The sequence below is a fragment of the Pseudoalteromonas sp. SG45-3 genome (assembly GCF_014164075.1).
Classification (GTDB): Bacteria; Pseudomonadota; Gammaproteobacteria; order Enterobacterales; family Alteromonadaceae; genus Pseudoalteromonas; species Pseudoalteromonas distincta.
This window is the reverse complement of the sequence record NZ_JACJEN010000006.1, coordinates 147325-170492: the sequence shown is the minus strand read 5'-3', so window position 1 is coordinate 170492 and position 23168 is coordinate 147325. Positions and strand designations below refer to the sequence as shown.

Here is a 23168-nt window from a genome sequence, read left to right as displayed (position 1 = left end):
TGCAATTTTTTAAGATAAATAGCCATTAAACAGGGTAAAGCTCAGTTTACTAGCGCTTCTCATGTTAACAGGCGTTATTCAATTACCAAATCAAGCCAAACCATGCGGTGATCGCTCGATGCGTTTCTATCTTTAATTAAGCGATACTCACTACTCATTTTAGTAGGCCAAAACACACCACCGTCCTTAATTTTTAAACCATAGTTTGATGGTAAAACGTAATCAACACGGGCTTGCCAATTAGCACTGTAATTTTGTGCATATGGCACATCATACTGCTCTTTAGCACCTTCGCTTTTTGGAACAAAGCTTGCGTTGATAAGTGGGTTTTTAAGTAATTGGTCGGTGGTATTTGTACGGGCTTTGTCCCCCTCAGAGGCTGCATTTAAATCGCCTAAAATAACAAAACGAGAGTGAACTTTTAAACCGCCCTTTTCGCCTTTATCGTCATAAATATACTTAGCATTTGAAACGTAATCGGCAATTAATCTTACTTCATCGTGGTTACGCTTGCCGTTTCTATCCTCTTCACCGTCAAATACAGGCGGTGTTGGGTGAGATGCAATAACATGAATTGTTTTATCATTTATGCTGATAGGTAAATCCCAAAACGATTTAGAACTGAGTCTAAGTGCTTGCCATTCTTGTGCGTTATACCAGTTTTCACCTGTTTTAGGCATTACAGGCATTTGTGCATTTGGCATGTCTTTATATTTAAAGGTTTGAAGGGTTCTTACTTTATCAAAATTAATTGGGTATTTTGACAAAATAGCCATACCATAATGCCCTTCAAAAAAGCCAAAGCCTTGTGCATCGCCCATCACGCCATTTTTATTGCCATCGTTATCTAAATCAAACTCGGTAGCTAGGCCTGTATTTACTGGTGCAATATAAGAGTAAGGGTAGTTAATAGCGGCTTGTTTTTGCTGACCTACATTTAAATAATGCTGATTAAAGTATTCAATGCCTTGCTCTTTTGGGATGTAATCAAATTCGTTAAGTAAAATAATATCAGGGCGAACACGCTGAATAATTTCCGCTATGTTCTTAATTTGCTGGTGGTTAGCTTTAAGTGCATTAACTAAAGCATCACTTTTAACTTGCTCACCTTTAGGCGTGTGATTAGTTGCATCCATACTTACATTAAAAGTTGCAACACGAAGAGATTCCGATGCAAATGTATTTAAGCTAAATAATGCAGTAATGGCTAGCACGCCAGATATTGTTTTTAGTTTCATTGTTTTACTTCACAAATTTAAAATTAGACTTTAACAGTATTACATATTCAAAGCCCATTTTTATGACAAAAAAATACCGGCTTAAGCCGGTATTTATATAAAGGTATGATAACTATTCACTGAGCACTAAATTGGCAGCTGCTTTTAAAATACCAGGATAATCTTGCTCTGGTAGGTACTCTGTAAGTTCACCAAGTTTGTCCGCAAGCTCACTCATATTAACAGCTGATACATTAATATGGCCCATTTTACGACCTGGCTTAGCTGTTTTACCGTACCAATGGCTCGTTACATCAACCGTTTTTAATACTTCACTTGGAATACTTGGTTGGCCTAATACGTTTATCATCGCGGTAATGTGTTTAAGCTCTGTATTACCAAGCGGCAAACCTGCAACAGCACGCATGTGGTTTTCAAACTGTGAGCAATGGCAGCCTTGTTGCGTCCAGTGGCCTGAGTTATGTACACGCGGTGCAATTTCGTTAACGAGTAACGTGCCTCTTACATCAAAAAACTCAATTGCTAATACGCCAACGTAGTTAAGCTCGTTTGCTATTTTTGTAAATGCATCGTTTGCTTGAGCTTCAACACTTTGATTATTTTTACCGGCAATAGAAAGCGTTAATACACCATTTGTGTGCTCGTTTTCTGTTAGCGGATAAATAGCAACATTACCGTGTTTGTCGCGTGCACCAATAATAGATACTTCACGATCAAACGGAATCATTTTTTCAGCAATAATCGTATGTGGCGCAAGCTCGGTGCCCGATGCAATAAAATCATCCATTTGTGACCAAATTTCGTCTATTTGATCATCAGATTTTAAACGCCATTGGCCTTTTCCATCGTAACCCGCTTGACATGTTTTAATTACAAGTGGTTTACCTAGTGTTTTAACGGCAAGTTCTAAATGCGCTTTTTCAGTAATTAATTGGTACGGCGCACAAGTTACGTTTGTTTTATCAAGCAATGCCTTTTCAAGCGAGCGATCGCCACCGGTTTTAATAGCGGCTTTACCTGGGTAAAACTTATTACTGTTACAGCAAAGGGTTAAAACATCATCAGGAATGTGCTCAAACTCGGCAGTAATGGCATCAGCGTTTGATATTGCTTGCTCAAGCGACGTGTTATAAACCTCACCGGTTAGCGGGTGCATAATTTGTTTACTGCCTACATCGTACGCAACAACGTTTAAATTAAGCGGCGCTCCTGCAAGGCTCATCATACGTGCAAGTTGCCCTGCACCTAATATTAAAATATTCATTATTACTCTGCAGGGTTTGGATTAGCTAATATAGTGTCGGTTTGAGCTTTACGAAACGCTTCAATTTTTGCAAAAATTTCTGGATTTTGACATCCTAAAATTTGTGCAGCTAATAAACCCGCGTTTGCTGCGCCCGGCTCACCAATTGCAAGCGTACCTACTGCAACGCCTTTAGGCATTTGGCAAATAGATAAAAGTGAATCAACACCATTTAATGCTTTTGATTTTACAGGTACGCCAAGTACAGGAAGCGACGTAAAAGCAGCCGCCATACCAGGTAAATGCGCTGCGCCGCCAGCACCAGCAATAATAACTTTAATACCACGTTCTGCGGCTGAACTTGCGTAATCAGCAAGTAATTGAGGAGTGCGGTGTGCAGACACGACTTTGGTTTCGTACTTAATGCCAAAATGCTCTAGCATAAGTGCTGCATGTTCCATGGTTGGCCAATCTGATTTTGAACCCATAATAATGCCAACAGTCATAAATACTCCTCAGTAATGTATTTTAAAAATAGCGGACTTATGTCCGGTTTTAGGCGGGTATTATACCCAAACCAAGTTTAATTGCGACTCACAAAAACAAAAAAAGCCATGTTTAAACATGGCTTTTTAGAGTTAACGGGTAAATAGCTAATTAAGCTTCTTTACTCGCTAAGTATTCGGCGTAGTTGCCTCTAAAGTCGATAACTTTACCGTCTTTAATTTCCCAAATACGGGTTGCAACCGATGATACAAACTGACGGTCGTGGGAAACAAACATCAATGTACCCTCGTAAGCTTCAAGGGCTAAGTTAAGCGCTTCAATTGATTCCATATCCATGTGGTTAGTTGGCTCATCCATTAACAATATGTTTGGCTTATGCATCATAATTTTACCAAACAACATGCGGCCTTGCTCACCACCTGAAATTACTTTAACTGATTTTTTAATATCGTTTTGAGAGAATAACATACGGCCTAAGAAGCTACGAACCACTTGCTCGTCGTCGCCTTCTTGTTGCCATTGCTCCATCCACTGAAACAAGTTCATGTCGGTTGCAAACTCATCAGCGTGATCTTGCGCGTAGTAACCAATATTCGCGTTTTCTGAGAACTTAAACTCACCAGCTTTAGGTGCTAGGCGCCCTGCTAATGTATTAAGTAATGTTGTTTTACCAACACCATTTTCACCAATAATAGCAATACGTTCGCCAACTTCTACTAAACCTTCAAGTCCAGAAAACAACGTATTGTCGTCAAAACCTTGTGTTAAGTTTGTCATTTCAAGTGCGTTTCTGAATAACTGCTTTTCTTGATCAAAACGGATAAACGGCGTTTGGCGTGAAGATGCTTTAACTTCGTCTAATTGGATTTTGTCGATACGTTTAGCACGCGATGTTGCTTGCTTAGCTTTAGATGCATTAGCAGAGAAACGAGATACAAACTGTTGAAGTTCAGCAATTTGGTTTTTCTTTTTCGCGTTTTCGTTAAGTAATTGCTCACGTGCTTGCGTTGCTGCAAACATGTATTCGTCATAATTACCTGGGTAAATACGAAGCTCGCCGTAGTCAATGTCGGCCATGTGTGTACACACAGAGTTTAAAAAGTGACGGTCATGCGAGATGATTATCATGGTACAGTCGCGCTGATTTAACACGTCTTCTAACCACTTGATGGTGTAAATATCCAAGTTATTAGTAGGCTCATCAAGTAGCATAATGTCTGGGTCTGAAAATAATACCTGTGCAAGTAGCACGCGCAGCTTAAAACCCGGTGCAATTTCTGACATTGGGCCAAAGTGTTGGTCAGTGCCAATACCTACACCTAATAAAAGCTCACCTGCTTTAGATTCTGCAGAGTAACCATCCATTTCAGCAAATTCAGTTTCAAGATCGGCTACTTTCATACCGTCTTCTTCACTCATTTCAGGTAAAGAGTAAATACGGTCTCGTTCTTGTTTAATTTCCCACAACTCTTTGTGGCCCATAATCACGGTATCGATTACTGAGTATTCTTCGTAGGCAAACTGATCTTGGTTAAGTTTAGCAACGCGTTCGTTAGGATCAGTACTTACATTACCTGCAGACGCTTCGAGCTCACCACTTAAAATTTTCATAAATGTTGATTTACCACAACCATTTGCACCGATTAAACCGTAACGGTTACCATCGCCAAATTTTGCTGAGATATTTTCAAATAATGGTTTAGCACCAAATTGCATGGTGACATTAGCTGTACTAATAATAGCGCTACCCTCCAAAGGAGTAATGATGTATTTAAATTGCGCGCAGTTTAAACCAAAATGGCCTGTTTTTCTATGAAAGTTTAAAAGCAAACCACTGCGTTTTAGCCATTTATTATGGCTATGTAGTTAGTAGTAAAAATAACGGATTAGATTTAATGGTTTCGTTAATTTTTATTCAGCTTATTCTAATTAAAATCCATAAAGTACGTTTTATAAACAGGCATAAGAGATTAGAAATTACGATACAAATTAGAGTAAAAACACTTTTAACGTGTTTGTGTGTCTACTTAACTCATTTTTGTTCACCCTGTAATAATAAAAAGTTATATTTATGAAAATAAAGTACTTTTAGAGCTTTTACACTAGTTACTACTTTTTAACCAAGATGAAATTAATTCAAATTACAATTTTTATACATCGCTAATTTCTCATCCTATTTACCTATCAAATCATTAAAAACATAAATTTTTGCAACACCTGAAAAACAAAATTAACCTTTAGTGAATATCCGTTAAGTTTAACGATTAATTTTATTGAGTATTTTTCACTTTTGAGCCGTTTATTGCTTTGTTAGTCTTCGAATCTGAATTTTTACCTACGTAAAAAATTGACCAATTTACACAGGGCAACACACAAGATGAGCAAAAAATTAGCGACGCTTATTAGCGCAAGTATTGTATTCGCACCCGCTGTTTCGGCAGTAGAATTATACAAAGATGACAAAAATACTGTTGAAGTTGGTGGATATCTTGATGTGCGTGTAATTAATACACAAAACGAAACCGAAGTTGTTAACGGTACCTCGCGCATTAACTTTGGATTTACCCGAAAGCTTAAGAAAGACTGGACCGCACTCGCACTCGTAGAATGGGGTGTAAACCCTGTTGGCAGCAGCGATATTATTTATAACAATCGTTTTGAGTCTATCCAGGATGAGTTTTTATACAACCGTTTAGGTTACGCAGGGCTTTCGCACGAAAAATATGGCCAACTTACCATTGGTAAACAATGGGGTGCATGGTACGACGTAGTTTACGGCACAAATAATAGCTTTGTATGGGATGGCAATGCGGCTGGTGTTTACACCTATAACAAAGACGATGGCGCTGTTAATGGCACTGGCCGTGGAGATAAATTAGTGCAGTACCGCAATAGCTATAACGATTTTAGTTTTGCAGTACAAGCGCAGCTTAAAAACAGCGAATTTTATACCTGTGACGTCACCGACATTTCAGAAGAAGAATGTGAAGCACTTTGGAACTCTGGCGATAGTGCAGCCCAAGAAGTTGAATTTAATTACACATTTGGTGCGTCTGTTACTTATACCCCAACTGACATGCTAACACTTACAGCAGGTGTTAACCGTGGTGAGTTTGATTTAACGTTTGGCGATGGTTCTACTCGCAATGTTGAAGATTTAATTTATGGTGCAGGTATTATGTGGGGCAACATTGATGAGCCCGGCCTATACGTTGCAGCCAACGTAAATAAAAACAAAAACCACGACACAGATAACATCGGTCGCTTAATTAAAGACGCAATCGGTGTAGAAACATTTGCATCTTAGCGCTTTGATAACGATTTTCGCCCTTTTATTGCCTACAACGTGTTTGATGCCGGTGATGATTACGTAATTCAGCCAAACTTTAACGCCGACCCAGACGATATATTTAAACGTCAGTTTGCTGTTATTGGCCTTCACTACTTAATTGACGAAGACACTATTGCCTACGTAGAAGCACGTAAAGACTTTAGCGACTTTGAAAGCGATAACGACGATCAACAAGCACAAATGGAACAGTCGGAAGATGACGGTATAGCATTTGGTTTTAGATATAAGTTTTAAATATAAGTTTATAAAACGACTACAACTTCCCTAAGCACAATCCTTTTAGCCCTTTTAACTTTTTTAACTGGGCTTTTTTTATTTTTCCATATTTTTTTCAATACTCGATTTTGCATTTAAGGCTATTTCAAAAAAGGCATTAACAGCCGCATTGGTATCTGCTTTTTTAATTTGTAATAGCACCATTCACGATGCCCCTATTTTTTACGTTTACCATTTTGCTGCTCATTACAATGAGCGAGGAAAAACTTTAATTAAGCACTCATTGTCCACACTCGGCATTTATATTTTTAGTGGATGTAGTTACCGCAGGCTTTATTATTTTTGACTATCTCTTTGATTACTTTCTTCTAATTTGACTCTATTGCTAAGTTTAGCCTTATAGTAATATTTAGTATGATGTGTTCTTTTACTGTAAAGCCACCAGCCAATTTATATTAACTGCATTAAGAGTATGTGAAACTATATTGAAATAGCAAAGTACTTACACTGCTTATTGCTGATCACAAAGGCGAAAGGCTGATTAAAAGCAGTAACAAATAGATGTGTATATGCTCATAGGTACTGACGGTATTCTAATTTAATAGTTGTGAACTGTATATAAAAACAGTATGTGTAATTACTGTGCAAAAATAATTTAAACCAACCTTTTTTTGTAAGTCGTTAATAATATTGAACTAAGTAAATTGTTATAAAGCTGATTCGTTATCATAAATAGATAAAACAACGACAACTGTATATGTATACAGTTGTCGCTTAAGCCTATCTAACCTACTTTTTAATAAACGTACTATAACCAGCTAATGCCTTAGCCACACTAATTGATGGATTATCTGAATGCTCAGCACCTTTGTTTATAGCACTTTGCCACACAAGGTTATTGTTAGGGTTGGCTGTTAAAGCGGCCTCTAAATTACTAAACGCTTTTAACATTAGCGGATGCTCTGCCCCGCCCACCGAGAGATATAAATAAGTAGACGACTTAACTTTGTTATCTTGAGCACTTAAAAACGCTTCTAAATTATTAACTACGGTCATATCGTCATACCAAGCCGCAGGGCTAAAAGCAAAATAGCCATTAAACAATTCAGGCTTTGTATGCAGCGTATACAGTACAAAGCTACCACCTGCCGAAAAACCACTTAATACACGGTTATTACTAAGCTTATATTTTGCTGATAAATAAGGGAGTAACTCAGTTTCAATAAACGCTAAAAACTTGTCGGCTTCACCATTTGGTTCAATAAGTGTTTCATGCTCTGGACGCGCTTGTGTATTTACATCTTGGCGGGCATAAGGAGGTACTAAATCGCGATTACGTGTATCTGTAAAAAACAAATTAGGAATAGACACCAATATAGCCTTATCCCCTTTTTCGCTCTTAGCTTGTTTTGTAAGTGCTTTATCCCATGTATCTAAATTAAAGTTACCATCGGTTTTAATAATTAACGGATACGCTTTTTTAGGATTGTAATTAGCGGGCAATCTTATAAACACTTTGCGCGACTCATTAAGCACGCTCGAGTTAATTGTTACATCTGTATAGGCCGATACATAATGGTTATAATAACGTATAGCTAAAATACCAATAGCAAAAATGACTACGGCTAAACTTAAATTAATAATATAGTGTTTTGTTATTTTTATTGCCATACGGCATTCCTTTCAATGTTTAGGAGTTATTTAATCGAGCTTAACCCATTGCTTTATTTCCAGCGCGGTCATAATAAGCTCAACCGAAAACGCGGCTAAAATCATGCCCATCACACGCGTTAAAATAGACGCGCCGCCAGTACCAATTAGCTTAATAATTTTACCCGAAAGCAGCAACAGTATTAAGGTAATACCCAACACACCAAGTGTAACAAGCGCTGTGCCTATTTGAGTAGTAATTGGGTGTATGTGGTTATCGGTAAGTAGTATTACCGCCAAAATAGCGCCAGGAGTCGCCGTTGCAGGTATAGCAAGCGGAAACACGGCTATATCGTGATCGGGGTCTTGTTTGGCTTTGTTAGAATCGTTTCCAAAAATCATTTGCAGGCCAAATAAAAACAATATAATTCCGCCCCCTAACTGAAACGACACCAACCTAATTCCCATCGCATTAAGTATTAGTTGCCCTATTAAAATAGAACCCAATAATACGCCCCCGGCATAAAGTACCGTTTTAAATGCAGTTTTACGGCGTTGTTGATCAGTTAAATGAGAAGTAAGCGCAGCAAACAGCGCCATAGTGCCTATTGGGTCAATGGTCGCCCAAATTACAAGGGCATCTTGAGAGAGTTTTTCTAGCATATAAAATCCTTGTTAAGCGTAAATGTTTAATAAAACACGGGTAACAAATTCATTTGCTTACGCTTAACTATAATAGAAAGCCGCTATTTTTTGTATTTTATTTACTGAGCTTTAAGGATTGAGGATTGAAAAAAAGGTAAGCACTTATAATTACCGTGAGGAGTTAAAGTGATTTATGCCAAATAGAATTTTCTCTTAAACTAAAGCCCAGTTTCATAAGTAAATTATGGGAACGTGCATTATGTGCACTCACCTCAGCAGACAAATGTTTAAGCGGAATATGCTTAACTAGAGTTTCAATAAAACCGGTCACCACTTCAAACATTACGCCCTTATCCCAAAAGTCAGGATGCAGCTCAAATCCTATAAACGCACTACTTTTACACGGGGTTAAATTATAAAGCCCACAAGTACCCATTAACTTTCCAGATATATTATGTTCAATTGCAACTCGAATTACTTCACCTTCGTAATATGCACTAATATCATCTTGTATTAATTGTTTGATTTGCGTTTTGCTAAGTGGTGTTTCGTAGTCGTTAAATTCTGACACGTGCGGGTGATTTAAAATATTAAATAAACACGCTGCGTGTTTGTGGGTAACTAAACGCAGCGTAACGCGCTCAAGCTTTGTGGTGTTAAACATTTTATTTAAGTGGTTAGTTAAATTAGCTCTTTATGGGCACGCATTATTAACTTACCATACCCTATTAACAAGCATTATCTTTAAAGCAAAAAGAGTAAGAGAACGTAATGAGTGACGATTTTAAAGTAATACAACCCACTACCACAGTATATTGCCCAAAGCGCGGCGAAGGCTGGACCTTAACAGGCATTACTAATATTAACGAGTTTACCTCAGTAATGTTTGACGGCACACGCTATACGCTTCCAGCACGCGAAATAGTAGAAGAACTTCTACCTAACCAATTAGCGCGTGAGCAAAATAGCTAACCAAACACCTACACAATAAAAAGGCTGCAATTTTGCAGCCTACTATCTAATTAACTCATTAAAACGCTTCGTCTTCGCTGTAAACATTAACGTTTAGCTCGTCATCATTTTCAAATACCACAAACGAAATAGGCTTACAGCACACTTGGCAGTCTTCTATGTATTGCTCATCAATATCTGCTGCATCAAGTAATACTTCTATACTTTCTCCACAATAAGGGCAGCTTATTGATGTTTCTGTTAACTGGTTCATTTATCACCTGCTAATTTATATTACGAATGTTGTCACTTTAATGAACACGTAAGGATAATTCAACACCCCATTAAATAATGCATACTTGGCTAACCCAATTAAACCATGCTACTAACTTAAATAGTGATCTTGTTACTAGCCTTATCCCTATAAAACTTGTCAAAGCACAATATTTTTCACCATAGATAAGTTGGCCAGCCCTCTACAATGAAATTGTATTAGCACTTAGCGGGTCTAACTTTATAAGTATTTATAAACTCACAGTACAGATGGATAATTTTATGAAAAAATCACTTACGCTTGCATTAACATCTGCCGTTATTTTGTTTAGTACATTTTCCCATGCAGCTAAAACCGAAAAAGCCGTTCTAGCTGGAGGTTGTTTTTGGTGTATGGAAAGTGACTTTGAAAAGCTAGAAGGCGTAACCGATGTAATATCGGGCTTTACTGGCGGTAAACTTAAAAACCCAACATACAATGGTAATCATAAAGGCCATTACGAGGCGGTAGAAATTACTTACGATCCGGCCATAGTAAGCTATCAAGGTATACTTGATCATTACTGGGTAAATATTGATCCCTTTGATGCCAAAGGCCAATTTTGTGATAAAGGCCCTAGTTACTTAAGCGCTATATTTGTACAAAACGACGAACAACGTAAATTAGCTGAAAAAACAAAAGCTGCAGTAGTTGCCGAGTTCCCTAATCAAACTGTGGTTACACCTATACTAAATGCAAGCACCTTTTACCCTATAAAAGGGAGGGAAAGCTTTCATCAAGATTATTACAAAAACAATCCAATCCGATACAACACCTATCGTTGGCGTTGTGGTCGCGACAGCCGCCTAGAAGAAATTTGGGGCGACAGAGCAACCCATTAATCGCGTTCAATCAGGTAATCCACTGTAAAATATTAAAAGGCTGATTTAATTATCAGCCTTTTAATATTTTAGTTATTGCGAGATTCTTTAATAAATCGATATCTAAATTCAGATAAGTAACCAACAATGCTAACAAGCAAAGCAGAATTAAAATCACCATTCACAAGCTGTGTCCAAACATTTCCCTCTCCATTAAAGCTAATGTAAATAACCATAATAAAAGCAACAAACGCTGAAACTTGATACATCCAAGAATATTCACCAAAAAATTTCTGCGTCACACTTTTTTCTTTTAATTTATCTTCCACAATTAATCTCCATTTTATATTGCTATTAAATCCTAGCTATAACATAGGCAAAATAAGGAATTTATAATAAAGGTTTATTTATACACCGTCTATTTCATAAAGCCTTTGTTATTAAGCTAAATGCTTGAATAGCAAATAGGATACGTGGTACTTCGCTTTAAGTGGACAGCAGTGATTGACTAAAGATACTTAGTTTTAGGATTCATTATCAATAAATAGTATATTCTGTTTCCTAAAGCAGGCTGTTTATCTACTAAATCAAATGCAATAAATTGCACTCCTAAATTGATATAAACAAAATTCAACAACTGGAGTTACACAAAATGCTTGCCAACCAATTACAACTAGCGCGTGCTCTAGATTTACCATCACGAACAGCTATGTTAAACCGTGAGCACTCGGTACAGCAGTTTTGGTACAACAACGACGACCTAATTACAGAAGCGTGGAAAGAATGGGAAGCAAGCGAAATTGACGCCTCTACTTTCACGTTAGACGATTCGTTACTCGATAAAAACCTCCGTGAAGCAGTAAAGCAAACATGGGAAGATCCATCAAAAGAGCTAGCCGTAAAAGCGTTATTACACGAAGTAGCGCCTGATGTGTTTCAATTTCAATTTTTTGATCCTGAGCGCCTAGCAGTATTACGCGGATATTTAGAACAAGTATGGAATTCGCAAATTCCTATGCGCCCGCCATACGGCATAGTGTTAAATCGCCGTGGTGCCATACTTGATAGCCGATCAGAAGGTTATTTAGCCGCGCCAAGCTTTCAGGCATTTTATAACGAAATACTAAACACTTATATGCGCCCTATTTCACGTATGCTGTTCCCGGAAGTTATGGGGTTTGATACACAAACATTTGGCTTTTCAATTTATTATGAGCCAAATACAGATTCGTCAATTCGCCCACATACCGACGCATCAACTGTAGCGCTTAACATTAACTTAAACTTACCAGGCGAAGAGTTTACAGGGTCACAAGTAGACTTTTATCACCCGTACACAGGTGACATTAAATCACTTACCTTTAAGCCTGGTACTGCCATGTTACATCGAGGCAATATTGCACACGCAGCCAAGCCTATTACCAGTGGCGAGCGAACTAACTTTGTATTGTGGTTGTATGGGGAGCGCGGTCGATTACCAGCACAAGGCGCACCACGCATTCCTGTTAATGCTATACAGCGCTGGACTAACCCAAACAAACCAAATGATGGCTATGCACCATTTTAAATAATCGCTTTTAAAGTTTTAAATACAAATGGCTGCCTAATTTAAGCAGCCTTATAAAAATAAAGCTTATCCAGTAACCAACACGTTTTAAGTTTAGTAATATCAAAAAACCGCCCTATTCATAATCTATATTGTCGCCACTTATAACAATAGATAACACAAATTTTCCGCCTTGCTTTTCTTATGTCCCAGTACTTCGCTTAACAAAGTACAAAATTTAGGGGGATGTCATGTTTTTTTGTATTTAATTGATAAGCCACTGTAATGCTTAAGTTGGTAATTTAATAAATTGTGCTATCTTTTTACTATCTACATTATAAAAATACGAGCTAACATGTTGTTCCGAGGTACAATTGCCATAGCAATATTGGCAATTTCTGCTGCTAATAAAACCTATGCAAACGACATAGATGTACAATTTAGTGGTTTTGCATCCTTAACACTCAGCTACACGGACGATTCAGATATTGGCTTTGCATCGAGTTATTCAAATGTGAACGAATCTGGTTTTTCAGCAACGCGTGATTCAATTTTAGGTGGTCAGGCTAATATATCACTAGCCAAAAATTGGGACTCTGTAGTTCAACTAGTAATACAAGATCATGCCTTTAAAAGCTTTGATAATTTTTTAGAACTCGCCTTTGTACGCTATCGCCCATCACGTAACTGGGCCATCCGCGCAGGTAGGTTAAACAGCGACCTTTACTTACTGTCTGAGTACCCTTACGTTGGATACGCTTACTTATGGGTGCGCCCGCCTCATTCGTATTACTCATTTGCAAACATTGCAGGTAATTTTGATGGAATAGACGTTGAATACAGTAAAGCCATTAACGATGGCTTCTTACGCTTAAAACTCGCTTATGGTAGCTCCACAGCAAAGATACAAGCCTATAATGACGACTTTTTTATTGATTTTGATAACTTAACAACTTTTAGCGCAACCTACTCTTTAGATGCATGGACTATGCGTTTTTCATTATCAAAGTCAGACTTTGGGGATTATAAGTTAACCTCTTTAGATGAGTATTTAGCCGCACTCAACTCAATACCACAAAGTATATGGCCGCAAGCGCAAAAAATATCAAACAAATTTAACACCAAAGGTAACAGTATAGAATACGCCGCGTTTGGGCTTACTTACGATCACAACAATTGGCTAATCCAATCTGAGGTGGGTATTTCAGAATCCGATTGGATAGTTGCTCCGTCAGTTCTTAGTGGCTACATTAGTGCAGGTTACCGTGTAGATAACGCAATATTTTATACAGGTTTTACAGCGGCTAAACACCGACATGACGTAATAAAAGTAAACGATCCTGCTTTTCCGCCAAGCACTCCCGAGCAATTTTCGGTGCCTATACAACAACTCGCAGTTGCCAGTCAGTCTGCTGTTAAAGTTACCAATGTTCACCAACACTCAATTAACGTAGGCGTAAAATGGCAACTGTCTGAGCGCATAGCATTAAAAGCCCAGTTAGACCGCTTTGATATAAAACCTCAAGGCGCTGGCTTATGGAGTCTTAGCAACCCTTCAGATGTTGATGAGGGCCACAAAGTACATATACTTAGTCTAAATGCTAGTATGGTGTTTTAATGATGAGCCCTCGTAACTTTTTTATAACTGCATTGCTGCCCTTGTGCCTGCTTTTTATGAGCTTTTATGCTAAATCTACAGAGTTTGTAGTCGTGGTAAATAAAAGCAATGCGATTAACGCATTATCAAAACGAGAAATTATTGATATTTACATGGGCAGGTATTTAACTTTCCCTGATGGTGAGACCTCAAAACCGCTTGATTTGCCCGCGCAATCAACATTAAAAAACGACTTTTACTTAAAACTGGTTAATAAAGACGAGCAAAAAATAAATGCGTATTGGGCAAGGCTTTTATTTTCAGGGCGCGCAAAGCCACCCACACCTTCAACATCGGTAGAAGACGCAATAAACAAAATAGCAGCATCACAATTTGCAATTGGCTATATTCCCCAATCGCAGGTTACAGACGCAGTAAAAGTGGTATACACATTTGATTAAAATTATTAGCCAAAAACTCTACATACGCGTCGCTATATCAATTGCGTTAGTTGCTATTGTTGTGTCTTTAGTCTCATCTATGCTCTCTTATTACTCAGGCTTTAAAGAGAAAAAAAACACAAATTACCTACTTGTTCAACAGTTAGCGCAAACAATGGAAAAAACAGCCGCTATTGCCGCTTACTTAAATGACAAAGAATTAAGCCAAGAAATTATTAACGGCCTACTCAGTAACGACTTAGTGCAAGGTGCAAGCCTAGAAGGAGAAGTAAACCCTAAAGGAGAGATGGATTTATTTATTACAAGTGGCTCCACTAACAAAAAAAATGAAGCTGTTTTAATTAAATTAGTTCACCCTTTTATAGAAGACACTTTTATAGGTGTACTCGCCATATACCCAGACGATAATTTTATTGAACAACAAGCACAGTCAGCGCTTATAAAAGAATTTATCTTAATGCTGATTCAATCAATTGTTATCGCATTTTTTGTATCGCTGGTAGTTCAGCGCTGGCTTACACAGCCAATTCAAAACCTAACCGACAGCTTTGCTAAAATAAATCCAAGCGAGCCAGAAACCCTTAAAATGCTAACCTTCAAGCAAGGCAAGCGGGACGAAATAAGCCGTTTAACCCAAGGTATAAATGCCTTAATGCACGAGCTACATTTAACTATTAGTAATGAGCAAACACTGCGTAAAAAAACTCAAGAGCTAGAAGCTAAATTTAGACTTATTTTTGAACAAGCCAGCGCAGGTATTTGTTTACTAGATGACAAAAACATTATCACCACCTTTAACCCTGCATTTAAGCATTACTTTACCGTACCCGGCGAAGAAGAATTACCAACCTTGCATTTTCCTGAGTTACTTAGCAATGTAGACGAATTACAAAGCCTACTGGCAGATATTCGCTCTGCTAAAAACCCACCACAAACCACCTTAGATGTAGAGTGTAAAGTTGGCTATAAAACGGTATGGTTTCATTGTTTGTTTGTAAGGTTAACAGACCAAAGAGATACCAAACGAAACCCCAAACAAGAACAGCTAGTAGAAGTAATGTTACACGATGTAACCGAGCGCGCAGAACGCGAACAGCAAACCCGCTTTGAAGCCGATCACGACCCACTTACTGGCTTATTAAACCGACGCGCTGGTGAAAAACGCCTTAAAAAAGCACTACGTGAATGTATTAAACATAATGAACATTTAGTGCTTATGATGATTGATTTAGATAAGTTTAAACCCATTAACGACACCTACGGACACGAAGCCGGCGACAAAGTGCTAATTGAAATAGCGCACAGATTTAAAACACTTTTTCACGAAAAAAACGACATGTGTATCCGCCTAGGCGGTGACGAATTTATTGTTGCGCAGCAAATTAAAACCTACGATAAAACGGCAACACAACAAAAAGCAATCGCCTTACTAAATGAGCTACAACAGCAGGTTAGTATTTCAAACACAAAAACATGCGCAGTAGGTGCAAGCATAGGAATTGCAATAGCCCCATATGATGGTAATGAACTACATCAATTAATGCACAACGGTGATAAAACTCTTTATCACGTAAAAGAAACAGGCCGAGGGAAAGTTGCCTTTTATGACGATATAAAAAATTAGATGGCGTGAATTAGTAACTACATAGTAAATGCTATAATGTTTTTATGGCTTTCAAATAGTCTTTATTATAAAAGTACGCTGCTAAACCAAAGTAAATAACAGGACCAAAATAAGCGATTGGGAAGTGAGCATAAATACTAAGATAGATAATCGATAAAATAAAAAACAGACTCATGCTAAAGCAAACCACTGCCAAAAGCCTGCCTAACCAACATATAGATTGGGCTGCAATATTTAAAACAAACAAGCTAATAGCACCAAGTATTACATACACTAAAGTGTTTAAATCTTCCCCATGCGCTAAACCATCTTCGGTATAGTACATCATGTAATGAGCAAGCGGAGTCAGTGCTAATAAAGCCCAGAAACCATAACTGCTCCAAGTTGATGAGACAAAATAGTTACTACCAATGTCAGGCGCAGGAAACGATGCTTTATATCTATTTTGGTTCATGTGGATTCCAGTTAAGCCGTTTTATATAAGTTGATAGCTAGGCTTTTATTTAAAACACAAAAGGCCAATAGACAATAAAAACTGTCCGTATTATTGATTTTTATAAAAAAATTACAACTTGATTGCTCTACTAACCACAAAACAGAATAACAATTGTACTATTAGTAATTAATCAAAGTAATAAAAAATCTAATTAAAAAGAATATTGAACAATAAACTTTTCAATTGATAGAATGCCCTACTTTTTCCCATAAAGAGATACAATGGCAAACTTCAATACTCATCTTAATACTGCCGTAATCATCACAGGCTTAGCCTCAGCCACCTTACTATCTGCAAGCCATATTGATTTAAAGGGCGCACTCTGGCTTTGGTTTTTAGGCTCAATTGGCGGCTTATTGCCCGACATAGATTCAGATAACTCAACATCACTCGATACTATTTTTAACTTATTCGCACTCAGCGCTGTATTACTGGTACTGCATTACATAACCACCGAGCTCATTATTGAAATTAGCTTTATCGAGTTAATCGTAGTGCCGTTATTGGTTTACGGATTTATGAAATACATTATTAGACCCATTTTTGAATGGATCACAGTACACAGAGGTAGTTGCCACTCTTTACTATTTATACTGTTATGCGCGCTATTAACAACTCAAGTAACATGGAAACTAAATGACCAATCAACCACACAAGCAGCCGTCTTTGCCTGGTTAACGGGTGGGTTTATTTTACTCGGCGGATTAATTCATTTATTGCTGGATGAAATTTACAGTGTAGATTTAAGTAACGTCACCATTAAACGCTCTTTTGGCACCGCTTTAAAAATAGCTGACTTCGATAATAAACTAATTACGCTAGCGTCAATTATTGCCATTGCAGGTTTGATCTATGTTGCCCCTCCCACAAAACAAACTATTACAGCGTTAAGTGACTGGTCTCAATTTAGGCTTTTATCTTAATGAAGGCGATTTAAGCCCTTTTATAGACTTGCCCTATTAAAGTAAGTGACTTTTGCAAAGTCGCTTATCCCCATTGCTAGAATGAATGCAAAATACCCTCTTAGTAATTTAAAAGTTTATGCACAAAGAGGGTAAGAGGCGCTGCGCTTTTAGAGGTTTATCAGCTTAAATCAATGCGACTTTGCTCGTTTAAGTTTAATTAAAAGCGCAAGTTTTAGCCTTTTTGTAATTAATTATTATTTTTATTGGTTTTAGTGAAATTTTTAAATCGCTTTGCCTGTCTTATAATTTCAATATTTATATAAAAGTTTCAACGGTTTGATGTGTGCAAAACTACTGCATCTTTTAAAAGCGTTAAATATAAAATTATAAGAGGTAAATAATGGAATTTACGAATAAACGCACCACTCTAATTACGGCATCTTTATTGTTGGTATTGACGTTAACACAGGCTGTTTTTACTGCCCTTTACAGTGCAGAAATTAGTTTTTCAAGGCAGTATGCATGGGGACTAGAAGCCGTAGTTTTCACTCTACTTGTTGCCTTTGCGGGTTCTGCTATGGTGCAAGCACAAAACGCTCAGCTAGGATGGTCGGCTATAACATTTAGCGCAATTCTTAACATAGTACAGGTAAGCATTGGCCTTACTTTGTTTTCAACATTTGGAAAAGTAGCGGGTGCCGTAGAAGGCGCACAACCTTTAATTGGTGGCGTGGTTTCTTTGTCATTCATGATTTACTATGCAGCTAAGTTATTATTAGGATTAGCAGCACTTGTTTTTGGCCTGTCTTTTATAGCTAAAGGCGGCAAAGCAATTGGCGGACTTACAGCCTTAGCTGGCGGAATTGCAATGCTTGCCAATGGTATTTTAATTACCTTTGGCCGTGATGGATTCCTTCCATCAGCTGTTGCTGGCGCTTCAGGCATGATTGCAACGTTACTTTTAGCAATATGTTTAATAAGCCTTTACCGTAAAGCAGACTAAGGTTTAATACCTTACAAGTAATGTGCTTATTTAAATAAGTTATAAACATCGGCGTTTATTAGAGATGCTAATTCGCCGATGTTTACGTTTAAAGTATACGCTCAGCGCATTCCTAGTTTGTTCCCTCTTAGTAATCTAAAGACTAATTCACAAAGAGGCTATGAGTCGCTTCGCTTTTAGATGAAAAATAGCTAATATCAAAAACCTTTTTACCAATTCGTATTTTGATGTGTGAAGTCAAGATTTGACCCCGCCTATCTATTGTATCAACCAAACTTACTTGACGTTTTCTTGCGATAGCCATAAGACACCAGCTTACTTTTCGCACTAAAGAAAGGCTAATATTCAACTTCGAAAAATGCAAAATTTAGAGTGGGTGTCTTGTTAATTTGTTACGAAGCTCATTAGGAGCATGGCGCATGATAATCATGACACCATAGCTCGAATATATGTCAGTATCTTTGCTTTTCAGCAAGCTTGTGACGCATCATGACTGTGAAATGGGATATATGACAATTAAATAAAGGCATCAATTTTGACGTTTAGTCATTAGCTCGTCTTCACTTCAAGGGAGCGTCCATATATGTCTTGTTAGTTTCTAATGTTTAAAATTCTCTATATACAGCAATTGGGTCGATAATTATTTCATTATCAAGTTTCCCAGTAAAAGAACGTTCAACCTCAGTTAATGCGGAAACAAAACTTTTTAAAGCTACTTTAATACCTTCTGATGGTTCATTTTTAACTTCTGTTTTGGGTTCAACTTTTTGTTCCGACTCACTTTGACAAATAATTCCAAAAATTACGAATTCTTTTTCTGTACTACGGCTATATTTTGCAATAAGGTTTTTTTCATTTTCTTTTAAATCACTCCTAGTTAATGGAGCAGAAAAAAGTATGTTATCTAAAGTGATTTGCACTTCAAAACTATCGCTGTAACCATAATCAAGGAGGAATGCTAAATCATTACAGAACTCTTGATCTAAGGTTAATCCACTTTCGCGTGCTAAAGCATTCACATCTGTTATTTCTTTTAGCTTTGTCTTTATTTCAGCTTTTTGTTTATTGTTAGTCGTGACTTTAAGCATTTTTAATGCTTCTTCTTTGGCACTAGATATTTCAGCAAAGTTAGTAACATGAGCCATCGATTTACCGATTTCATTGTATTCTTTTAGAGTATCCGTTATTTGCTTCGTATCTCGAAAAACAGCCTTTCCTTTAATTTTAATAAAACTGTAATCATTAACATCTTTTATCGCAGTAGAAATTGAATGCTTGTCAATGTTTAATATTTTGGATTTTGACATAAGTTCTTTTTCGAAAAGAGTATATGAATAATCATGTAAGAATTTCTTAGATTGGCTCTCTTCTCCTTTAGACAATATCTCAGCAAGGACACGACCACTTGCCATTGGACCTTTCTGTTCTTCAGAAGTATCAGCATTTTTCTTCTGACTATGAATAACATATTCAGTGAGGCCTTCAAACAATTGAGAAGATATTGAATACATCTTATCTTTGTCTAAGTATAAAAACGATTTAATGCTTTCCATCAGATTTCCTTTTTAAAAAGTCGTTATAAAACTTTTTTCGTGTATTTATGATTGACCAAATAGCAGTTGATATACCAACTAAGGCAACAATAGCTGTCAAAACAATTATCAATGTTGTCATTTAACTAATACTCCTCAGCCACAAGATTTGAGATTCTATGAAAAATAGAAAAACTAATCAAAAAAGAAATGAAGGCTAATACTATTGTGCAGTATTTAATAACATCAGAGTTTACAATAGATGGTGTGCCCTCACTGATCATTATCAGTGCTAATAGGACACTATAAAATGCAATAAAAGTTATTGATGTTCCATTTTGTGTAGTTTTCCATGATTTTTCATCACTAGTCAAATGCTCAATTTCATTAATATTCGATATATGTAATACCAACCCAAAGGCAATAAAATCAGAAGCTGTAATTAAACTTACAACACCAGGTTCTGTCACAAGCCAGACAAGAAACCTTGATAATATTGGTATTAAGCCAACCAAAACCGTATAGATCAGCCATTTATTTTTTTTAGTACTCATCTGACTCCATATTTACAGTAACTCTAAACACCCAAATAACAGGCTAAGTAATGGTTGGCTAAATTTTGTAGAGAAGCGAAACGTAGCCAACAGTTACCTGCCCTTGCTGATTTTCTTGTCAGGAATTTTCATTAGAAAAGAGAACACGAACCGATTTATCAGGGCAAGCAATAAATATTTCATCATCTGAGTATGTTAGTGCATCACATTTAAGGTAATCCAGAGCTTTAGCAAGAAGATCATTCCAGATTGTATGGTCGTAAACCTTAAATTCTTCACATAACATCATAAGGCTAGTACCTTTTAGATCTAACACAGTCAGATTTTTAATGGTTTCAGCTTTAGTGTAAAATTTTGATTTAACTTCAAAGTTTCCATATTTATCTTCAGTTTTTCTTAAACATTCATAAGCCCAAAACGGTTTAATCAACTGATGTTCATTAACATTAAAAGCCCCCATGTGATGCAAGTTAACCCCACTTTTAATCTCTTTTCTTCCTACTGATTTATCATTTAGTACTTCTGATAAATCTTTAATTCTACTTGATGACATATGACTCCATATTTGACGCATAACAGCTTATTGAATACCACTTTGGGGGGTTATAACACCCCAAAACGGCGTATATTACGCTGTTCGATAATTACACCAAACAACTTTTTTATAATCAGACAATAACAATTGCTACTTGGTAACTTTTGTTATTTAACCCAAAACGATTTTTGATAATGTTCTGGGAAAAATTGTAAATAACTGTATTTATATAGCCATTAATTAAATCTATTTTTATTCAAAGCTGAAAGCTTTATAGCCCTAGCCTTAAAACCGAGAATCACTTTCACAAGGGTTTCCATCACCGTCGCCATCCATTTTTGTATTAGGGCAGTTATTTATAAAAAATACCGCCTCTGCACGTGAAGTCATCTGGCTACAGTGCTGCCTGCCATCACAGGTAAAATTTTGCGTGTTTTTAGGAATAACGATTTTTGGGTATTGTTCATCAAAAGTTGCTAAATCGGCGTTGGTAATAACGGGAGTGTGATTATTAAATTGCTCGTTACTTTTATAGTGGTTGTATTTATTTACTGCGACAAAGCCAAGTACGGCGATAATGCTAATCGAGGCGACTTTGCCTAAAAAACTGTTGGTAAAATTAGATTTAGCAACACGATGATGGTTTGATTTTTTAGGCGTGACTTTAAGTGCAGCTACGCCTTCTATTCGGCAATTAACGGCTTTGGTTTTACCATCGGGCTGTGTTGCGACTTCAAAATAAATGATATCGCCAACTTTTGGCTTACGGCTCATGTGTTTGAGCGCTGAAATGTGTATAAAGGTGTCGTGCTCTAGGGTGTCTGATTTAATAAAACCAAAGCCCTTTTCGTCATTCCACGCTTTTAACAATCCTTTGTTCATGTATTTACCTGTGCTGATTAAGCTGCGATTACGCAAATTCCATTTAAGTTAAGAATGGTTAGTATACGTTCCTAAATTGCTACCGCGCAACCAAATATTCATATTAGGTTAATTTAAACACGCCAATTAGTTGGCAAAACACTTTACCATATAGGGAAAATACCGAGCTTTGATGTTTAAAATGCAGCAATAAAATAGCCTGTTTTATTTTATAAATTACGGCCATTTGTCCTTTATTCTACGACAGCTAACTTTTGCCAGTCGATTAGCTTAACAGCTTGTTTACACACGGTTTTGTTATTAGTTATTTCTATCTGAATTAAGCGTTTTTAGTGTGATTTTTCATTCGTTATTTACTTAATTTATCTATACAATCCACACCTTATTTTTACGCACGTATTTTAAGTGATTATCTCATGCTATTAACGATTGTTTATATTATTGGTATTACCGCAGAAGCCATGACCGGCGCACTTAGCGCAGGACGAATGAAAATGGATTGGTTTGGCGTAGTGCTAGTAGCCAGCGCCACGGCAATTGGCGGTGGTAGCGTTCGAGATATATTACTAGGCAATTACCCGCTTACGTGGGTACAACACCCAGAGTATTTATTAATTACCTGTATTGCCGGTATTGTCACTACGTGGCTGGCTAAATGGGTGGTTAAATTTAAAGGTATATTTATGCGCTTAGACGCCCTGGGTTTAGCTGCTTTTAGCATTATTGGCTGTCAAGTGGGGCTAAATATGGGGCTGCATTACGGTATTTGTGTAGTGGCTGCGGTTGTTACTGGTGTATTTGGTGGCTTACTGCGTGATTTAATATGTCGCCAAGCGCCGCTTGTACTGCACAACGAGCTATACGCGAGTGTATCGTTACTTGTTGCCTGTTTATACTTAGTGCTACACCATTACAATATAGACGACAACATCAGCATTATTGTAAGCCTTGTTGCAGGCTACTTAATACGTATGGCATCAATACGCTTTAAATGGCGCTTACCGACCTTTAGTTTATTAGAGCAGCACGCTAAATAAATTAGGCTTTAATACAAATTAAGGCAGGTAATATACCTGCCTTAGTTAATATAACTATTA

23 protein-coding genes and 1 pseudogene are annotated in these 23168 nt (G+C 37.1%); 10 read left to right on the top strand and 14 right to left on the bottom strand.

All coding sequences use genetic code 11. From position 1 onward, the window contains the following. Positions 1–74 precede the first annotated feature (74 nt). The 4 genes from H5126_RS09695 to H5126_RS09680 all read right to left on the bottom strand — a co-directional run bounded on the left by H5126_RS09695 (position 75) and on the right by H5126_RS09680 (position 4728). On the bottom strand, positions 75–1238 hold the full coding sequence (locus H5126_RS09695) for an endonuclease/exonuclease/phosphatase family protein (RefSeq protein ID WP_182719859.1): 1164 nt from the start codon (positions 1236–1238) through the stop codon (positions 75–77). A gap of 112 nt (positions 1239–1350) precedes the next feature. Then, positions 1351–2502, bottom strand: coding sequence for a 5-(carboxyamino)imidazole ribonucleotide synthase (locus H5126_RS09690; RefSeq protein WP_182719858.1), 1152 nt, complete (start codon positions 2500–2502; stop codon positions 1351–1353). Between the two features lie 2 nt (positions 2503–2504). Beyond that, positions 2505–2987, bottom strand: coding sequence for a 5-(carboxyamino)imidazole ribonucleotide mutase (gene purE, locus H5126_RS09685; protein WP_002962540.1), 483 nt, complete (start codon positions 2985–2987; stop codon positions 2505–2507). A 151-nt stretch (positions 2988–3138) separates the two neighbouring features. Next, positions 3139–4728: an ABC-F family ATPase gene (locus H5126_RS09680; protein WP_138490010.1), complete on the bottom strand. Its 1590-nt coding sequence runs from the start codon at positions 4726–4728 to the stop codon at positions 3139–3141. A 637-nt stretch (positions 4729–5365) separates the two neighbouring features. Between H5126_RS09680 and H5126_RS09675 the strand changes: the two are divergent. Continuing rightward, positions 5366–6574: pseudogene (locus tag H5126_RS09675) on the top strand (porin). Positions 6575–7345: 771 nt separating this feature from the next. Here the strand turns inward: H5126_RS09675 and H5126_RS09665 are convergent. The 3 genes from H5126_RS09665 to H5126_RS09655 all read right to left on the bottom strand — a co-directional run bounded on the left by H5126_RS09665 (position 7346) and on the right by H5126_RS09655 (position 9515). Next, positions 7346–8227, bottom strand: coding sequence for an alpha/beta hydrolase (locus H5126_RS09665; protein ID WP_182715493.1), 882 nt, complete (start codon positions 8225–8227; stop codon positions 7346–7348). Positions 8228–8257: 30 nt separating this feature from the next. Further along, entirely contained in the window at positions 8258–8869 is a 612-nt protein-coding gene (locus tag H5126_RS09660) for a MarC family protein (RefSeq protein ID WP_033029579.1), read from the bottom strand. A 163-nt stretch (positions 8870–9032) separates the two neighbouring features. Further along, complete coding sequence (locus H5126_RS09655; RefSeq protein ID WP_002962624.1) at positions 9033–9515, bottom strand: GNAT family N-acetyltransferase; 483 nt, start codon at positions 9513–9515, stop codon at positions 9033–9035. Between the two features lie 107 nt (positions 9516–9622). Here H5126_RS09655 and H5126_RS09650 point away from each other — a divergent pair, with 107 nt between their 5' ends. Next, the gene (locus H5126_RS09650) at positions 9623–9823 is read left to right on the top strand and encodes a hypothetical protein (RefSeq protein WP_002962626.1); all 201 of its coding nucleotides are present in this window, start codon (positions 9623–9625) and stop codon (positions 9821–9823) included. A gap of 58 nt (positions 9824–9881) precedes the next feature. Here H5126_RS09650 and H5126_RS09645 read toward each other — a convergent pair whose 3' ends face one another. Then, entirely contained in the window at positions 9882–10076 is a 195-nt protein-coding gene (locus H5126_RS09645) for a CPXCG motif-containing cysteine-rich protein (protein WP_182719857.1), read from the bottom strand. A 281-nt stretch (positions 10077–10357) separates the two neighbouring features. On the opposite strand from H5126_RS09645, the gene msrA reads away from it, so the two are divergent. After that, positions 10358–10957: a peptide-methionine (S)-S-oxide reductase MsrA gene (gene msrA / locus H5126_RS09640; protein ID WP_039487894.1), complete on the top strand. Its 600-nt coding sequence runs from the start codon at positions 10358–10360 to the stop codon at positions 10955–10957. Between the two features lie 68 nt (positions 10958–11025). On the opposite strand, the gene H5126_RS09635 is transcribed toward msrA, so the two are convergent. Beyond that, positions 11026–11265 carry a hypothetical protein gene (locus H5126_RS09635; RefSeq protein WP_182693899.1) on the bottom strand — a complete coding sequence of 80 codons (240 nt, stop codon included), beginning with the start codon at positions 11263–11265 and terminating at the stop codon, positions 11026–11028. A gap of 323 nt (positions 11266–11588) precedes the next feature. On the opposite strand from H5126_RS09635, the gene H5126_RS09630 reads away from it, so the two are divergent. The 4 genes from H5126_RS09630 (at position 11589) to H5126_RS09615 (ending at position 16164) form a co-directional block, all read left to right on the top strand. Beyond that, positions 11589–12503 carry a 2OG-Fe(II) oxygenase family protein gene (locus H5126_RS09630; RefSeq protein WP_182719856.1) on the top strand — a complete coding sequence of 305 codons (915 nt, stop codon included), beginning with the start codon at positions 11589–11591 and terminating at the stop codon, positions 12501–12503. A 334-nt stretch (positions 12504–12837) separates the two neighbouring features. Further along, positions 12838–14100 (top strand): hypothetical protein, encoded by a 1263-nt coding sequence (locus H5126_RS09625; protein ID WP_182719855.1) that lies wholly within the window; start codon positions 12838–12840, stop codon positions 14098–14100. Further along, positions 14100–14540, top strand: a complete 441-nt coding sequence (locus H5126_RS09620) for a hypothetical protein (protein ID WP_182719854.1) — start codon at positions 14100–14102, stop codon at positions 14538–14540. The genes H5126_RS09625 and H5126_RS09620 overlap by 1 nt, the downstream gene beginning before the upstream one ends. Further along, the gene (locus H5126_RS09615) at positions 14533–16164 is read left to right on the top strand and encodes a diguanylate cyclase domain-containing protein (RefSeq protein ID WP_182719853.1); all 1632 of its coding nucleotides are present in this window, start codon (positions 14533–14535) and stop codon (positions 16162–16164) included. The genes H5126_RS09620 and H5126_RS09615 overlap by 8 nt, the downstream gene beginning before the upstream one ends. Positions 16165–16195: 31 nt before the next feature. On the opposite strand, the gene H5126_RS09610 is transcribed toward H5126_RS09615, so the two are convergent. Continuing rightward, positions 16196–16618 carry a hypothetical protein gene (locus H5126_RS09610; protein ID WP_182693800.1) on the bottom strand — a complete coding sequence of 141 codons (423 nt, stop codon included), beginning with the start codon at positions 16616–16618 and terminating at the stop codon, positions 16196–16198. Between the two features lie 263 nt (positions 16619–16881). Between H5126_RS09610 and H5126_RS09605 the strand changes: the two genes are divergently transcribed. Further along, positions 16882–17583 (top strand): metal-dependent hydrolase, encoded by a 702-nt coding sequence (locus H5126_RS09605; protein ID WP_182719852.1) that lies wholly within the window; start codon positions 16882–16884, stop codon positions 17581–17583. 382 nt (positions 17584–17965) lie between these two features. Further along, a complete protein-coding gene (locus H5126_RS09600) occupies positions 17966–18568 on the top strand; it encodes a thiamine biosynthesis protein ThiC (protein WP_182719851.1) in 603 nt (200 codons plus the stop codon). A 605-nt stretch (positions 18569–19173) separates the two neighbouring features. On the opposite strand, the gene H5126_RS09595 is transcribed toward H5126_RS09600, so the two are convergent. The 4 genes from H5126_RS09595 to H5126_RS09580 form a co-directional block, all read right to left on the bottom strand. Next, positions 19174–20121, bottom strand: a complete 948-nt coding sequence (locus H5126_RS09595; protein WP_182719850.1) for a hypothetical protein — start codon at positions 20119–20121, stop codon at positions 19174–19176. Between the two features lie 125 nt (positions 20122–20246). Then, positions 20247–20654 carry a hypothetical protein gene (locus H5126_RS09590; RefSeq protein ID WP_182719849.1) on the bottom strand — a complete coding sequence of 136 codons (408 nt, stop codon included), beginning with the start codon at positions 20652–20654 and terminating at the stop codon, positions 20247–20249. Between the two features lie 118 nt (positions 20655–20772). Continuing rightward, the gene (locus H5126_RS09585) at positions 20773–21207 is read right to left on the bottom strand and encodes a hypothetical protein (protein ID WP_182719848.1); all 435 of its coding nucleotides are present in this window, start codon (positions 21205–21207) and stop codon (positions 20773–20775) included. A 267-nt stretch (positions 21208–21474) separates the two neighbouring features. Further along, positions 21475–22071: a cold shock domain-containing protein gene (locus H5126_RS09580; RefSeq protein WP_182719847.1), complete on the bottom strand. Its 597-nt coding sequence runs from the start codon at positions 22069–22071 to the stop codon at positions 21475–21477. 416 nt (positions 22072–22487) lie between these two features. Here H5126_RS09580 and H5126_RS09575 point away from each other — a divergent pair, with 416 nt between their 5' ends. Next, on the top strand, positions 22488–23108 hold the full coding sequence (locus tag H5126_RS09575; protein ID WP_101216650.1) for a trimeric intracellular cation channel family protein: 621 nt from the start codon (positions 22488–22490) through the stop codon (positions 23106–23108). Positions 23109–23168 lie beyond the last annotated feature (60 nt).